This is a genomic window from Actinoplanes aureus (assembly GCF_015704865.1).
In the GTDB taxonomy this organism is placed as follows: domain Bacteria; phylum Actinomycetota; class Actinomycetes; order Mycobacteriales; family Micromonosporaceae; genus Actinoplanes; species Actinoplanes aureus.
Map to the genome: position 1 here is coordinate 100,670 of NZ_JADQTO010000003.1, position 13,843 is coordinate 114,512.

Consider the following 13,843-nt stretch of genomic DNA (forward strand, 5'->3'; position numbering starts at 1 on the left):
GGTGCTCCCTCGGGCCCTCAGCTTGCTTCAGCGTTTGAGGCCGGGGGAGCGGTGCTCTCCCGGACCATCAACTTGGTGACCAGCTCCACCCGGGGCGTCTCGATGGTCTCGCCGCGCGACAACCGCAACACGGTACGCGCGGCGAGCGCCCCCATCTCGGCGAGCGGCTGACGCACCGTGGTCAGCGGCGGCGAGGCCCAGCGCGACTCGGGCAGGTCGTCGAAGCCGATCACGCTCAGCTGCTCGGGCACCCGCATGCCGCGCCGCCGGGCCGCCTCGCACACGCCGAGCGCCATCAGGTCGCTGGAGGCGAAGATGGCGGTCGGCGGGTCGGGCAGGTCGAGCAGCCGGCAGCCGGCGATGAAACCGGACTCGTGCCGGAAGTCGCCCTCGTCGATCAGCGCGTCGTCGGCATGCACACCGGCCGCTTCCATCGCCGCCCGGTAACCGTCCAGGCGGGCCCGGCTGCACAGCAGGTTCTTCGGGCCGGCGACGAAACCGATCCGCCGGTGCCCCAGCGACAGCAGGTGATCGGTGGCGGTCCGGCCGCCGGACCAGTTGGTGGCGCCGATCGTCGGCACGTCGGACGCGGCCCCGCCGGCCGGGTCGATGATCACCACCGGGACCTTGAGCCGGTGCAGCTCGTTGTGCACCGGCTCGGCCACGTCCGAGGTCACGAAGATGACCCCGTCGGAGGCGCGGGCCCGCAGGTTCTGCAGCCATTGCCGGGTCGCCGTGGTGCGCCGGTGCACCTGGGAGACCACGGTGCCGACGCCGCCGGCGTGGGCGACGTCCTCGACACCGCGGATCAGCTCCAGGGCCCACGGGCTGTCCAGGTCGTTGAAGACCAGGTCCAGCAGGCGGGCCCGGCCGGAGTGCCGAGAGTTGCGAGGGCGGTAGTCGTGCTCACGCAGCAGCCGCTCGATGAGCTCACGGGTCTGTGGCGACACGTCGGAACGTCCGTTGAGCACCCGGGACACCGTGGGCACGGACACCCCGGCGGCCTGTGCGATGGCCGCGATGGTCACGCGTTGCCTGGCCATGGCCATGGGAGCGCTCCTTACCGCCGGTCCACCTCGGCGGAACTTTCGGACCCGGCACCGGAATCATGCCATGTCTGTTCCCGGTCAGAGAAAGCGGGGAATGACCTCTTCCTGGAAGCGCAGCATCGGCGCGTGGTCGTACGCCACCCGCGGGACGTAGACGATCGCGTAGTCGACGCCGGCCTCCACCAGCCGCTCCAGGTTGCGGATGTGGTCCGCGCTCGAGTCGGCCGGGTCCAGGTTGTAGCTCGTCGACTTGATGATCCGGTCGTAGTCGCGTTCCTGCCGCTCGCAGTGCTCCCGGAGCACGGCCGCCTTCTGCCGGAAGATCTCCGGGTCGCCGCCGCCGAAGTTCGCGCCGTCGGCGTACTGGGCGACCAGCTTGAGCGTCACCTTCTCGCCGCCGCCGCCGATCCAGAACGACGGGTGCGGCTTGCGAACCCCCTTCGGCTCGTTGATCGGCTGGTCGATCCGGTAGTGCTTGCCGGTGAAGACGGGCCGCTCCTCGGTCCACATCTTGTGCACGATCTGCACGCCCTCACGGAACGCGGCCATCCGCTCGGGCACCTCGGCCCACTCGTAGCCGTACGCCTTCCACTCGTGCTCGTACCAGCCGGCGCCGATGCCGGCGTAGAGGCGGCCGTGGCTGGCGACGTCCACGGTTGACGCGATCTTGGCGTAGAGCGACGGGTGGCGGTAGCCGTTGCAGCCGACCATCTGCCCGATGTTCACCCGGCTGGTGTCGCGCGCCAGGGTCGACGTCACGGTCCAGCACTCGAAGGTGGTGTTGATGGTGGGTTCGGGCGTGGTGTGGAAATGGTCGTAGACCCAGACGCTGTCCCACGGGCCGGCGTCGGCCAGCTTCGCCACGGCGGTCATCGCCTCGTACTGCTCGACCGGATCGGCGATCTCGGTGAGGTCCATCCGCCAGCCCTGGGGTACGAAGACCCCGAAACGCATGCTCATGGGCTTCAACCTACCGACCTGGCAGAGGCGTTTCGGCCGGGCTCGGCATCATTCCAGGTGGTGCAGCAACTCCGTGGTCCTGGCCTGCTCGGCCGGGCTTCCGAACGGCGCCGCGACGAACTCGGAGACGCCGGTCCCGGCCAGACGCCGCACCTGCCGCGCGACCGCCTCCTCGTCACCGGCGATCGCCACCTCTCCGGGGCCCCGCACTCCCTCCCGGTCCAGAACGGCCTGATACTCGGGCACCCGCGCGGCCATGGCGTAGTGGGCGGCGATGCGTCCCCGGGCATCGGCCTCGTCCGTGGTGACGCACACCGGCAGCCCGGCCACCACCCGCGGTGCGGGTCGTCCCGCGCCGTTCGCGGCCGCGGTGACGAGCGGCATGACGTGCGTCTCCAGGGTCTTCGGGCCGGCCATCCAGGTGACCGTTCCATCGGCCATCTCCCCGGCCAGCCGCAGCATCGCCGGGCCCAGCGCGGCGAGCAGCACCGGCGGTGGTTCGGCGCCCGGAACGGCGACCGTCCCGGCGGCCGTCAGCATCGGGCCCGCGTGAGCCACCGGCATGCCGTGCAGGAGGGGCCGCAGGACGGAGAGGTACTCGCGCAGGTAGGCGACCGGCCGGTGGGCCGGGAGGCCGAACATGCCACCCACCATGGCCGCGATGCCGGCGCCGATGCCCAGGGTCAGACGGTTGCCGGTGGCGGCCTGCACGCTGAGCGCCTGGCCGGCGAGGGTGAGCGGATGTCGTTGCCGGACCGGGACGGCCGCGGTGCCCAGCCGGATCGTGGGCGCGTGCGCCCCGGCGAGGGCGACCGCGGTGAGAGCGTCCCAGCCGAGCGCCTGCGCCGACCACGCGGTGGCCAGGCCTTCGGCGGCGGTGGCCTGCGCGGCCAGGTCCGCCGCGGTCGCTGGGCCGCGTACCTCACCGATCATGATGCCGATGTCCACTCTGTCCTCCAGCTATGCGGAGAGGGTCTCCGCTTCACTTCCGGTAATATACGGAGACCCTCTCCGCATAGCAACGAGGAAGTCGATGAGAAGCGATGCCCGGCGCAACCGCGACCGCTTGCTGGCGGCCGCGCGGGAGGAGTTCGCGGCACAGGGGCGCGGTGCCTCGCTGAACCGGATCGCGCAGCAGGCCGGCGTCGGGCCGGGAACTCTCTATCGTCACTTCCCGTCGGCGCAGGCCCTGCTGGTGGCGATCATCTCGGAGGACGTCGCGGCGCTCTGTGCCCGCGGGGAGGAGTTGCTCGCACACCCGTCGGCCGGCGAGGCGCTGCGCGCCTGGCTGCGCGCGCTTGCCGTGCACGCCTCGGCCATGCGAGGGCTGGTCGCCGTGGAGGCGCTGGGCGGCGGCGCGGCGCTGGCCGAGTGCCATGACGCGATCCGTGCCGCCGGATCGCGCCTGTTGCGCCGAGCCGAGGAGGAGGCCGGCGAGCGGTACCAGGTCGACATCGACGATCTGCTGGTCGCCGTCAACGCGATGGCCTGGGCCGGCGAGCAGGCGCCCCAGGATCACGCACGCCTCGATCGGCTGCTGGCCCTGCTGATGCGAGGCCTGCCGTCAGCCGGGTGAGTATTCCTATCTATCCTATGGGTCATGGATTGCTGTACGCCGTCGGCCGGCAGGCCGGCCACCGTGGTCGCGGCGCCGGTTCCCGGCGCCGGAACCCACCCGATTGAGCAGATCCGGGTGCCTTCCCAGACCTTCGCGATGGGTGACGCCCACGACGACGGCGTACGTGCGGACGGCGAACAACCCGTGCACCAGGTACGCCTGCCCGCCTTCGCCATCGACGCGACCCCGGTGACGGTCGCCGACTTCCGCGCCTTCGTGGCCGCGACCGGTCACCGCACCGACGCCGAGCGGTACGGCTGGTCGGCCGTCTTCCATCTGGCCCTCACCGACCCGGACCACGTCGCCGGCCGGATGCACGGCACCCCGTGGTGGCTGGGCGTCGAGGGCGCCGACTGGGCGCACCCGGGCGGACCGTCCGACGCCGCCGGTGAGGACCATCCGGTGGTGCACGTGAGCTGGAACGACGCGCGGGCGTACTGCGCCTGGGCCGGGCGCCGGCTGCCGTCCGAGGCGGAGTGGGAGTGCGCGGCACGCGGTGGCCTGCCGTCGCTGCGCTACCCGTGGGGCGACGACCTGCCCGCCGAGGGGCACGCGGTCAACATCTGGCAGGGCGAGTTCCCGGTCCACAACACCGCCGGGGACGGGTTCGTCACCACCGCGCCGGTGCGGTCGTTCCGGCCGAACGCGTACGGGCTGTGGCAGCCGGTCGGCAACGTGTGGGAGTGGTGCGCCGACTGGTTCTCGCCCACCTACTACGCCGAGTCGCCGGTGGACGATCCACGCGGGCCGGCCGGTGGGGCCGCCAAGGTGATCCGCGGCGGGTCGTACCTGTGCCACGACTCGTACTGCAACCGCTACCGCAACGCCGCCCGCTCGTCCAACACGCCCGATTCGTCGACCGGCAACACAGGCTTCCGGACGGTCGCAAAAAATCTTGGCGAAGCACTGGCACTCGCCGAGTGACAGTGCTAAAAAATGTCTTGTCGGTGCAGGTCAAAGAGATCTGGGAACCGACCTCGGCGTTGATTGTTAGCCGAGCGCCACGAGCCGCCGGAGAGGCCGGCGGCTGCTTCGAGGAGGTGGATCCGTGGTGCTGACTTTCGATCCTTTCCGCGAGTTCGACCGCCTGGCCGGACAGATGCTGGGCACCCCCGCCGTCGCGGGCGGCCCCGCCGTCGCGGCGATGCCGATGGACCTGTATCGCTCCGGTGACCACTTCGTGCTGCACTGCGACCTCGCCGGCGTCGACCCGGGTTCGGTGCAGGTGGACGTCGACGGGCGGGTTCTGATCATCCGTGCCGAGCGGTCCGCTCGGACCGAGGCCGACGTGCAGTGGGTGCGGCGCGAGCGGGTGACCGGCACCTTCGAACGGCGGCTCACCATCGGCGACGGCCTGGACCTCGACAAGATCTCCGCCACCTGGCAGGACGGCGTGCTCACCGTGACCATCCCGGTGGCCGAGGCAGCCAAGCCGCGCCGCATCGAGATCAGCACCGGTGCGCACCCGGTGATCGAGGGCTCCGCCAAGGACAAGGCCATCACCAGCTGAGCCGGTCCCGGCCCCGCGCTGGTTCAGCGCGGGGCCGAAAACTGACCGAAAGCGGACCGCGCCGGTCAGTGGCAGAGGCCACCGGCCGGCGCGGTCCGGGTAGTGCGCGTCAGGAACCCTGCGACGAGGCCACCAGCCGCAGCATCGGCATCCGTTCCCAGACCCGGTGCTTGCCGAGCAAGGCGGCGAGCTGTCCGGCGTACGCGTCATCCACGCTCTTGGCCCGAAGCACACCCGGCGCCGCCGGGTCGATGCCCGCGGTGAGCAGCAGGCGTTCTCCGTCGCCGACCGCGCCGATCGGCTTGGCGTGCCGGAACGCCTCCTGGAGCAGGATGTTCAGCTGAAGGTCGAGCAGGTCGCCGGCGCCGTCCGCGATCACCACGGCGTCGTACTCCACCGACCGGGCGGTCTGGAAGGTCCGCTCCACGATCTCCACGGCGCCGTCGCCGGCCAGCTGGCCACCGATCGGGGCGATCACCCGGAGCACCACACCCTGCGGCTTCAGCACCTCGCGCAGCTTCGCGATCCCGGACAGGTCGGCGCCCGGCGCGGCGACCACACCGACCACCCGCCCGGTGATCGGCCAGACCCGGTCGGTCACCTGGGCCAGCACCGGCGAGGGCACGACGTTCAGCGGCGGCGTCCCCTCCGGGGCGGGCAGGCCGAGCCCCGCCGCCACCCGCTCGCACAGGTCGGTGTTCACGTTCGCCAGCACCTGGAGCTGCCGCTGGCGGATCTTCTGCTCGTAGCACCTGCCGAGCTCGAAGGTGAACGCCTCGATCATGTGCTCCTGCTCGATCGGGCTGAGGCTGGCGTAGAAGAGGGCGGCCTGCGAGTAGTGGTCGGCGAAGGAGACCGGGTTGGCGCGTACCTTGTCGCCCTGCACCGGCTTGGGCAGATGCACGTAGCCGCCCACCTCGGGACCGGCCGGCACCGGACCGTCCTGGCTGAGGCTGTTCGGCAGGTACGGCGCGATGCCCCGGTGCACGACCGACTGGTGCATGCCGTCCCGGAGGTTGTCGTTGACCGGCGCGTGCGACCGGTTGATCGGCAACTGGTTGAAGTTCGGCCCGCCCAGCCGTGACAGCTGGGTGTCCAGGTAGGAGAAGAGCCGCGCCTGCAGCAGCGGGTCGTTCGTCACCTCGATGCCGGGCACCAGGTTGCCCATGTGGAAGGCGATCTGCTCGACCTCGGCGTGGAAGTTGTCCGGGTTGCGGGTCAGTGTCAGCTTCCCGATCGGCTGGACCGGTGCCAGCTCCTCCGGCACGATCTTCGTCGGGTCGAGCAGGTCGATGCCCTCGAACGACTCGTCCGGGGTGTCCGGCATGACCTGGATGCCGAGCTCCCACTCGGGGAAGAGCCCGGCGTCGATGCAGTCGGTCAGGTCCCGCCGGTGGAAGTCCGGGTCCACGCCGGCGGTGATCTGGGTCTCCTCCCACACCTGGGAGTGCACCCCGGCCACCGGCTTCCAGTGGAACTTCACCAGCACCGACGTGCCCTCGGCGTCGACCAGCCGGAACGTGTGTACGCCGAAGCCCTCCATGGTCCGGTACGACCGCGGGATCCCGCGGTCGGACATCGCCCAGAACACGTGGTGGGTGGCCTCGGTGTGCAACGAGACGAAGTCCCAGAACGTGTCGTGCGCGGTCTGCGCCTGCGGGATCTCCCGGTCCGGGTGCCACTTCGCGGCGTGGATGACGTCCGGGAACTTGATGCCGTCCTGGATGAAGAAGACCGGCATGTTGTTGGCGACCAGGTCGAAGTTGCCCTCGTCGGTGTAGAACTTCGTGGCGAAACCGCGGGTGTCACGAACGGTGTCCGCTGAACCGCGCGAGCCCAGCACGGTGGAGAACCGTACGAAGACCGGCGTCTCCTTGTCCTTCTCGGCCAGGAAGCGGGCGCGGGTCACCGAGGCCGCGGTGCCGTATGAGCGGAACACGCCGTGCACGCCTGTGCCGCGGGCGTGCACCACCCGCTCCGGGATCCGCTCGTGGTCGAAGTGGGTGATCTTCTCGCGGAGGTGGAAGTCCTCCATCAGCGCGGGCCCGCGCGGCCCGGCCTTGAGCGAGTGGTCGGTGTCCGGGAGCCGGAGGCCGTGCGCGGTGGTCAGGTAGTCACCGGTCTGCAGGCCGCGCTCCGGGGCGAGCGAGCTGGTCAGCGGTGTCGATTCCGCCGGATCCAGCGCCGCCGGGGTGGGAACGGTGGGCTCCGGCTTGCGCGACGAGGCCATGTGGTCCTTCCGATCTGTGGGACGACGGGACAGGTCGGTTGCATACCCAGACATCTCCCGTCAGAACGTGGACGGCGTTACCGTTCCGCACATGACCGCGCCGCAGCTGCTCACCGCCCATGCCGGCCACTGGACCGGCGACGGCACCGGGGTGACCGTGATCCTGCCGCCGCCCGGCACGGTCGGCTCCGGCGAGGTGCGCGGCGGTGCCCCGGCCACCCGGGAGTTCGCGCTGCTGGACCCGGTCCGGCTGGTCGACCGGGTGGACGCGGTGGTGCTTTCCGGCGGGTCGGCGTTCGGGCTCGCGGCCGGCGACGGCGTGATGACCCTGCTGCGCGAGCGCGGCCTCGGCTTCGCCACTCCGGCAGGGCCGGTGCCCATCGTCGTCGGCATGTCGATCTTCGACGCCTCGGTCGCCGGCACGCCGCCGGGCGCCGGGGCCGGCCGCGAGGCGGCGCTCGCGGCCCTGCGCGGAGACCCTTTCCAGCGGGGTACGGTCGGCGCCGGCGCCGGAGCCAGCACCGGCAAGTGGCGGGGCGGCACCGCGCCGGGCGGTGTCGGCTGGGCCCGGGGCCACGCCGGACCGGCCCAGGTGGTGGTGGTCGCCGTGGTCAACGCGTGGGGCGACGTGCTGGGCGAGGACGGGCGGCCGCTGTTCGGCGGCGTCCCGGTCACCCGGACCGAGACCCCGTTCGGCATGCAGAACACCACGGTCGCCGTGGTGCTCACCGACGCCCGGCTCAGCAAGACCGACTGCTATCTGCTGGCGCAGAGCGGCCACACCGGTTTCGCCCGGGCGCTGCACCCGGCGCACTCCCGTTTCGACGGCGACGCGGTGGTCGCGCTGGCCACCGGGTCGGCCGGCGACGCCGATCTGGAACTGCTGCGCGCCGCCACCGCCGAGGTGACCGCGGACGCGATCCGCTCCGCCGTCACCTCGTGACGATCTTTGGTGTATCACTGGGGAATGTTGGTTGACTACGCCGCGCCGGTCGCGGCCTCACCGGCCGAGGCGGAAGCGGCGGCGGTGTCGGCGGAGCAGGTCGGCTACGACGGGTTCTCGGCGGCCGAGACCAGGCACGACGTCTTCACCACACTGGCCCTGGTGGCCCGCGCGACCTCGCGGATCGCACTCCAGTCCGGCATCGCGGTGGCGTTCGCCCGCAATCCGATGAACGTCGCGGTGCTCGCCAACGATCTGCGGCTGATCTCCGAGGGGCGGTTCCGGCTCGGCCTGGGTTCCCAGGTGAAGCCGCACATCGAGCGGCGGTTCTCGATGCCGTGGAGCCGGCCGGCCGCGCGGATGGAGGAGTTCGTGGCGGCGCTGCGGGCGATCTGGGAGTCGTGGGCCACCGGGGAGCGGCTGGCGTTCCGCGGCGAGTTCTACCAGCACGTGCTGATGACCGAGTTCTTCAGCCCCGGGCCGAACCCGTACGGCAATCCGCCGATCTCACTCGCCGCGGTCGGCGAGCGGATGATCGCGACGGCCGGCCGGGTGGCGGACGGGCTGCTGGTGCACCCGCTGACCAGTACGGCGTACCTCGGCGAGCGGATCCTGCCGGTGCTCCGGTCGGCCCGCGGCAACCTGGACGGCTTCGAGCTGGAGATGAGCGCGATGGTCGTGCTCGGCGCCGACCCGCAGCAGCGGGCCCGCGCCGAGGAGGCGGTGCGCGGGCAGATCGCGTTCTACGCGTCCACGCCGTCCTACCGGCCGGTGCTCGAGACGCACGGGTGGGGCGAGCTGGCGGACCGGCTGAGCATGCTGGCGCGCCGGCGGGCCTGGACCGAGATGGCCGCCGAGATCAGCGACGACGTGCTGGACGCCTTCGCCGTCGCGGGCGATCCGGCCACCGTCGCGGCGGCTCTGCGCGCCCGCTTCGGCCGGATCATCGATCGGATCTCGCTGTACACGCCGTACGAGGCGGACCGCTACCAGCTGGCGGCGGTCCGCACCGCGCTGCGCGACTAGCTGATCTCGATGGAGTCGACCCGGTCCGGGTAGAAGGCGACGTGGTCCTTGATCGGCGCGACCGCGTCGTAGGGCTCGCGGTACTCCCAGATCGCGTCCACCGACCGGTCGCCGCCGGCCGTGATCGAGTAGTAGCTCGCCTCACCCTTGAACGGGCAGTAGCTCTCCGTGCTGGTGCGCTCGAGCAGGCTGCGGTCCACATCGGCGAGCGGAACGTACTGCACCGCCGGGTAGCTCGCCTCCTGCAAGGTCAGCGCGTCCCGCGTGTCGGCGACCACCCGCCCGCCGGCCGTGACGACCACCCGCTTGCCGGTGGGTGTGACGGTGATCGGGTGATCCGGTCCGGGGTACAGCCGCGGCTTCTCGGTCATCGCGTTGCCTCCTCGATCAATCGGTTCCGAGCCTACTAGGGTGAGCGCGTGACGACCTCTGCCATCGACGCGGTGACGGCTTCCGGCATCGAGCACGACGTGGTCCGGCACGGGCCGGTGAACAGCGTCGCCGAGGCGGCCGCCGCGCAGCGGGTCGAGGTGCGTGATCTGGTCAAGACCCTGGTGGTGCGCCGGGCCGAGGACGAGTACCTGTTCGTGCTGGTCCCCGGCGACCGGGTGATCTCCTGGCCGAAACTGCGCGCCCTGCTCGGGGTGAGCCGCCTGTCCATGCCGGACGCGGCCGCCGCGAAGCAGGCCACCGGATACGAGCGCGGCACCATCACGCCGTTCGGCTCGGCCCGCGCGTGGCCGGTGATCGCCGACGAACGGACCCGGGGCCGGACGATCAGCCTCGGCGCCGGCGAGCGCGGCACCGCGCTGCGCGTCGGCGCCGACGCCGCCGTCTCGGCATTGGGCGGCCGATTCGCCGACGTCACGGAAGCAGCAGGCTGAAACCCTTTCCTGGTACGCGTTCCGCACAGTCCCCGCACTACCGCGCGATCATCTGCCCGCTCACCGCCCCAGCGCGACCGCCGGGCCGGCGCACGTGGCCGAGGTCAGGCCTTGAGCGCGGTGGCGACGGCGTCGGCGAGAGAGGTCGCCGGGCGGCCGATCAGACGGGTCAGGTCGTCGCTGTCGGTGTCCAGCTCGCCCTGGGTGATTTTGAAGTCGGTCTCCGCGAGCAGCGCGGCGTAGCCCTCCGGCAGCCCGGCTCCGACCAGGAGCGCCTGGTACTCGGCTACCGGCAGGTCGCGGTACTCCACCGCGATCCCGGCCTGCCGCGTCACCTCGGCGGCCAGCTCCGCCATCGTGAACGCCTCGCCGCCGAGCTCGTACACCCCGGGGTCGCCGGCGAGCAGCACCGCGGCCGCGGCCTCGGCGTAGTCGGCGCGGGTGGCCGCGGCGATCCGGCCGTCGCCGGCACTGCCCGCGAACGCCCCGGTGGCAAGCGCGGTGCCGAACTGCCCGGCGTAGTTCTCGAAGTACCAGCCGTTGCGCAGCACCGCGTAGGGGATGCCGGAGGCCGCGATGACCTGCTCGGTGGCCAGGTGCTCGGGGGCGAGCCCGATGGTGCTGGTGTCGGCGCGCAGGATGCTGGTGTACGCCAGGAACCGCACCCCGGCCGCACGGGCCGCCTCGATCACCGCGGTGTGCTGCGGTACCCGCTTGCCGACCTCGTTTCCGGAGATCAGCAGCAGCCGGTCAGCGCCCGCGAGGGCGGTGCCCAGGGTCTCCGGCCGGTCGTAGTCGGCCTGGCGCACCTGGACACCCTGGGCGGCCAGGCCGGCGGCCTTGGCGAGGTCGCGGACCACCGCGACGATCTCGTTCGGCGCCGCACCCCGGCTGATCAGGGCCTCGACGACGAGACGGCCCAGGTGTCCGGTGGCTCCGGTGACAGCGATGGTCATGACAACTCCCTGAAGTGAGCGGGTACTGGCCGAAAGAATGCACTAACTTTTCGAAAGTGCCAACCATCAGTGAGTGCCATCACGAGACTCAGCACGGTGCCGGCCGGTATCGTCGGCGCCATGAAGGGGGCACAGCGTGACCGAGCCGGACGATGACCTGATTCCCAGCGTCTTCGCCCGGGAGTGCGCCTCCCGGGCGGTGCTGGCCGACGTGACCGGCCGGTGGGGCACCCTCGCTCTCGCCGCGTTGCACGAGGGGGCGTACCGGTTCAACGCGTTGCGCCGCCGCGTCGACGGGGTGAGCGAGAAGATGCTGGCCCAGACGTTGCAGGCGCTCGAGCGGGACGGCCTGGTCCGCCGCGAGGTGCAGGCGACGATCCCGCCGCACGTGGAGTACAGCCTCACCGAGATGGGGGAGCGGGTCGCCGCCAAGCTGGTCGAGCTGATCGAGCTCGTCGAGGGTGAGGTCGGTCGCGTACGGGTCGCGCAGGCGCGGTACGACCAGGCGCGCTGATAGGTTTCGATCATGAGCGCCGACGCCCCGATCCAGCCCGACGTCCCGCCCTCCGGCACCGGCTGCGCCGACTGCCTCGCCGCCGACGGCTGGTGGTTCCACCTGCGCCGATGTGCCCAGTGCGGGCACGTCGGCTGCTGCGACACCTCGCCGTCGCAGCACGCGACCGCCCACTTCCGCAGCACCGGGCACCCGGTCATCCAGTCGTTCGAGCCGGGCGAGGACTGGTACTGGGACTACACCTCCGAGGAGGCCGGCAGCGGTCCGGAACTGGCCCCGCCGACGAGCCGCCCCGCCGACCAGCCGGTGCCGGGCCCGTCCGGCTCGGTTCCCGCCGACTGGCGAAGCAAGCTGAACCGCTGATCCGGTCCTCCAGCCCGCCCGGCGCCTCCGGCCCGTCCGCGGAAACCTTTGAGCGGCCGCGGGTTCGACTGCGGCGGGGTATCCGCGGCCGGTCGCAGAGCCGGTCAGTCGCCCGACCTTCCGCTTCCGGATCGTCCGCTACCGGACGTAATGGTTGCTGAAAGGTTCGGTCCTCAGATATGCCCCCGTCCGGTCGATGGACCTTGCGTCGGACATTCGGGGAGGGCAGATGCGCGGTCTACAGAACATCGGCACAGCCAAAAGGCTGAGTGCCATCGTGGCCACCGGAGCGGTCGCGCTCGGCGCGATGGCGACGATCACCCTGGTGGGGCAGGGCAAACTGGCTGATCAGGCCGAGGAGATGCGTAGCCTGGAGGCCGGGCTCGCCGCGTTGAACCACCTGAACAACCGGCAGAGTGAGCTGAAGGTGGACGCCTACCGGTCCGCGCTCGGCCACGACGTCAGCGGTGACGTCAAGGACGACGTCGAGTCGTCGGTCAACGCCGCCGACCTGGTGGTCACGTCGGGCCTGCCCGCCGACATCGTCGCCGAGTTCAACGGTTACCGGCCGGACTTCGACGACTTCAACACGTTCATCACCGAGTTCGTCACGGCCGGTGTGGCCAACCCGAAGTCGGTGGTCGGCCGTACGGACGAGATCGCCGAGCGCAACAACAAGACCGACGACGAGCTGGACGTACTCACCGAGGACGTGGAACGCCGGGTCGCCGAGCAGAAGGCCGAGATGGCGAGCACCGTCAGCTCGACCCGCAACACCGCGATCATGGTCGCGCTCGCCGGTCTCGTGCTGCTGATCGGCCTCGCCATCCCGATGGTCCGGTCAATCCTCAGCCCGATCCGCAAGCTCGGCAAGGTGATCGACGCGCTGGACCGCGGCGACCTCACCGTCCGCAGCGGCATCACCAGCGGCGACGAGCTCGGCCAGATGGCCGCCGGCCTGGACCGCTCGCTGGACAAGCTGCGCGACTCCATGCAGACCATCGCCCACGACGCGGACAGCCTGGCCGCCGCGTCGACTGAGCTCGCCGCCGTCTCCGGGGAGATCGCCGCGGCGGTCGACAACACCGACCGGCAGAGCAGCTCGGCGTCGATCGAGGCCGACGAGATCTCGCGCAACGTGCAGACCGTGGCCGCCGGCTCCGAGGAGATGGGCCTGTCGATCCGGGAGATCTCCCGCAACACCAGCGAGGCCGCCCAGATCGCCGCGGTCGCCGTGGCCGAGGCCGCCCGCGCCACCGACACCATCCGCCAGCTCGGCGAGTCGTCCGCCGAGATCGGCAACGTGATCAAGCTGATCACCAGCATCGCCGAGCAGACCAACCTGCTCGCCCTGAACGCCACCATCGAGGCGGCACGGGCCGGCGACGCCGGCAAGGGCTTCGCGGTCGTGGCCAGCGAGGTGAAGGATCTCGCCCAGGAGACCGCCCGGGCCACCGAGGACATCCACAGCCGGGTCAACGCCATCCAGCAGGACACCGGCGGCGCGGTCGAGGTGATCAACCGGATCTCCGAGGTGATCGCGCAGATCAACGACTTCCAGACCACCATCGCCTCGGCGGTGGAGGAGCAGACCGCCACCACCGGTGAGATGAGCCGCAGCATCGCCGAGGTGGCCGCCGGGTCCAGCCGGATCGCCACGAACATCAGCGACGTCTCGTCGGCGAGCGCCGCCACGGTTGGCGGAGTCAACCAGACCCTGGAAGCGAGCACCGAGGTCTCGCGTACCGCCGAGGAGCTGCGCGGCCTGGTCGCCGCCTTCAAGTTCTGAC

Annotated in this window: 15 protein-coding genes; 9 read left to right on the forward strand and 6 right to left on the reverse strand. The window is 71.3% G+C overall.

Going from position 1 to position 13,843, the window contains the following annotated elements:
* Positions 1–17: 17 nt before the first annotated feature.
* From I4J89_RS06365 to I4J89_RS06375, 3 genes are all read right to left on the reverse strand, one after another.
* Complete coding sequence (locus tag I4J89_RS06365; protein ID WP_373688108.1) at positions 18–1,043, reverse strand: LacI family DNA-binding transcriptional regulator; 1,026 nt, start codon at positions 1,041–1,043, stop codon at positions 18–20.
* A gap of 84 nt (positions 1,044–1,127) precedes the next feature.
* A complete protein-coding gene (locus I4J89_RS06370; RefSeq protein ID WP_196412900.1) occupies positions 1,128–2,009 on the reverse strand; it encodes an LLM class F420-dependent oxidoreductase in 882 nt (293 codons plus the stop codon).
* 48 nt (positions 2,010–2,057) lie between these two features.
* Positions 2,058–2,957: a TIGR03564 family F420-dependent LLM class oxidoreductase gene (locus I4J89_RS06375; RefSeq protein WP_196412901.1), complete on the reverse strand. Its 900-nt coding sequence runs from the start codon at positions 2,955–2,957 to the stop codon at positions 2,058–2,060.
* Between the two features lie 85 nt (positions 2,958–3,042).
* On the opposite strand from I4J89_RS06375, the gene I4J89_RS06380 reads away from it, so the two are divergent.
* The 3 genes from I4J89_RS06380 to I4J89_RS06390 all read left to right on the forward strand — a co-directional run bounded on the left by I4J89_RS06380 (position 3,043) and on the right by I4J89_RS06390 (position 5,137).
* Positions 3,043–3,585: a TetR/AcrR family transcriptional regulator gene (locus I4J89_RS06380; RefSeq protein ID WP_196412902.1), complete on the forward strand. Its 543-nt coding sequence runs from the start codon at positions 3,043–3,045 to the stop codon at positions 3,583–3,585.
* 24 nt (positions 3,586–3,609) lie between these two features.
* Entirely contained in the window at positions 3,610–4,551 is a 942-nt protein-coding gene (locus tag I4J89_RS06385; protein ID WP_196412903.1) for a formylglycine-generating enzyme family protein, read from the forward strand.
* 124 nt (positions 4,552–4,675) lie between these two features.
* On the forward strand, positions 4,676–5,137 hold the full coding sequence (locus I4J89_RS06390; protein WP_196412904.1) for an Hsp20/alpha crystallin family protein: 462 nt from the start codon (positions 4,676–4,678) through the stop codon (positions 5,135–5,137).
* Between the two features lie 109 nt (positions 5,138–5,246).
* Here the strand turns inward: I4J89_RS06390 and I4J89_RS06395 are convergent, their stop codons facing one another.
* A complete protein-coding gene (locus I4J89_RS06395) occupies positions 5,247–7,367 on the reverse strand; it encodes a catalase (protein ID WP_196412905.1) in 2,121 nt (706 codons plus the stop codon).
* On the opposite strand from I4J89_RS06395, the gene I4J89_RS06400 reads away from it, so the two are divergent.
* Positions 7,366–8,310: a P1 family peptidase gene (locus I4J89_RS06400; RefSeq protein ID WP_196413344.1), complete on the forward strand. Its 945-nt coding sequence runs from the start codon at positions 7,366–7,368 to the stop codon at positions 8,308–8,310. The genes I4J89_RS06395 and I4J89_RS06400 overlap by 2 nt on opposite strands.
* Before the next feature lie 24 nt (positions 8,311–8,334).
* Positions 8,335–9,336 (forward strand): TIGR03617 family F420-dependent LLM class oxidoreductase, encoded by a 1,002-nt coding sequence (locus I4J89_RS06405; protein WP_196412906.1) that lies wholly within the window; start codon positions 8,335–8,337, stop codon positions 9,334–9,336.
* On the opposite strand, the gene I4J89_RS06410 is transcribed toward I4J89_RS06405, so the two are convergent.
* Complete coding sequence (locus I4J89_RS06410) at positions 9,333–9,707, reverse strand: DUF427 domain-containing protein (protein WP_196412907.1); 375 nt, start codon at positions 9,705–9,707, stop codon at positions 9,333–9,335. The genes I4J89_RS06405 and I4J89_RS06410 overlap by 4 nt on opposite strands.
* A 48-nt stretch (positions 9,708–9,755) precedes the next feature.
* On the opposite strand from I4J89_RS06410, the gene I4J89_RS06415 reads away from it, so the two are divergent.
* Positions 9,756–10,220 (forward strand): aminoacyl-tRNA deacylase, encoded by a 465-nt coding sequence (locus tag I4J89_RS06415; protein WP_196412908.1) that lies wholly within the window; start codon positions 9,756–9,758, stop codon positions 10,218–10,220.
* A 104-nt stretch (positions 10,221–10,324) separates the two neighbouring features.
* Here I4J89_RS06415 and I4J89_RS06420 read toward each other — a convergent pair whose 3' ends face one another.
* Positions 10,325–11,176 carry an SDR family oxidoreductase gene (locus tag I4J89_RS06420; protein ID WP_196412909.1) on the reverse strand — a complete coding sequence of 284 codons (852 nt, stop codon included), beginning with the start codon at positions 11,174–11,176 and terminating at the stop codon, positions 10,325–10,327.
* Positions 11,177–11,312: 136 nt separating this feature from the next.
* Between I4J89_RS06420 and I4J89_RS06425 the strand changes: the two genes are divergently transcribed.
* The 3 genes from I4J89_RS06425 (at position 11,313) to I4J89_RS06435 (ending at position 13,842) form a co-directional block, all read left to right on the forward strand.
* Entirely contained in the window at positions 11,313–11,690 is a 378-nt protein-coding gene (locus I4J89_RS06425; protein ID WP_196412910.1) for a winged helix-turn-helix transcriptional regulator, read from the forward strand.
* Positions 11,691–11,702: 12 nt separating this feature from the next.
* On the forward strand, positions 11,703–12,053 hold the full coding sequence (locus I4J89_RS06430) for a UBP-type zinc finger domain-containing protein (protein WP_196412911.1): 351 nt from the start codon (positions 11,703–11,705) through the stop codon (positions 12,051–12,053).
* Positions 12,054–12,282: 229 nt separating this feature from the next.
* Positions 12,283–13,842 (forward strand): methyl-accepting chemotaxis protein, encoded by a 1,560-nt coding sequence (locus I4J89_RS06435; protein WP_196412912.1) that lies wholly within the window; start codon positions 12,283–12,285, stop codon positions 13,840–13,842.
* Position 13,843 lies beyond the last annotated feature (1 nt).

Bases quoted from the DNA above. Each gene is read 5' to 3' on its own strand.
- I4J89_RS06435 (WP_196412912.1), top strand. From the start codon at position 12,283: ATGCGCGGTCTACAGAACATCGGCACAGCCAAAAGGCTGAGTGCCATC.
- I4J89_RS06400 (WP_196413344.1), top strand. From the start codon at position 7,366: ATGTGGTCCTTCCGATCTGTGGGACGACGGGACAGGTCGGTTGCATAC.
- I4J89_RS06430 (WP_196412911.1), top strand. From the start codon at position 11,703: ATGAGCGCCGACGCCCCGATCCAGCCCGACGTCCCGCCCTCCGGCACC.
- I4J89_RS06405 (WP_196412906.1), top strand. From the start codon at position 8,335: ATGTTGGTTGACTACGCCGCGCCGGTCGCGGCCTCACCGGCCGAGGCG.
- I4J89_RS06370 (WP_196412900.1), bottom strand. From the start codon at position 2,009: ATGAGCATGCGTTTCGGGGTCTTCGTACCCCAGGGCTGGCGGATGGAC.
- I4J89_RS06410 (WP_196412907.1), bottom strand. From the start codon at position 9,707: ATGACCGAGAAGCCGCGGCTGTACCCCGGACCGGATCACCCGATCACC.
- I4J89_RS06420 (WP_196412909.1), bottom strand. From the start codon at position 11,176: ATGACCATCGCTGTCACCGGAGCCACCGGACACCTGGGCCGTCTCGTC.
- I4J89_RS06385 (WP_196412903.1), top strand. From the start codon at position 3,610: ATGGATTGCTGTACGCCGTCGGCCGGCAGGCCGGCCACCGTGGTCGCG.
- I4J89_RS06395 (WP_196412905.1), bottom strand. From the start codon at position 7,367: ATGGCCTCGTCGCGCAAGCCGGAGCCCACCGTTCCCACCCCGGCGGCG.
- I4J89_RS06365 (WP_373688108.1), bottom strand. From the start codon at position 1,043: ATGGCCAGGCAACGCGTGACCATCGCGGCCATCGCACAGGCCGCCGGG.
- I4J89_RS06380 (WP_196412902.1), top strand. From the start codon at position 3,043: ATGAGAAGCGATGCCCGGCGCAACCGCGACCGCTTGCTGGCGGCCGCG.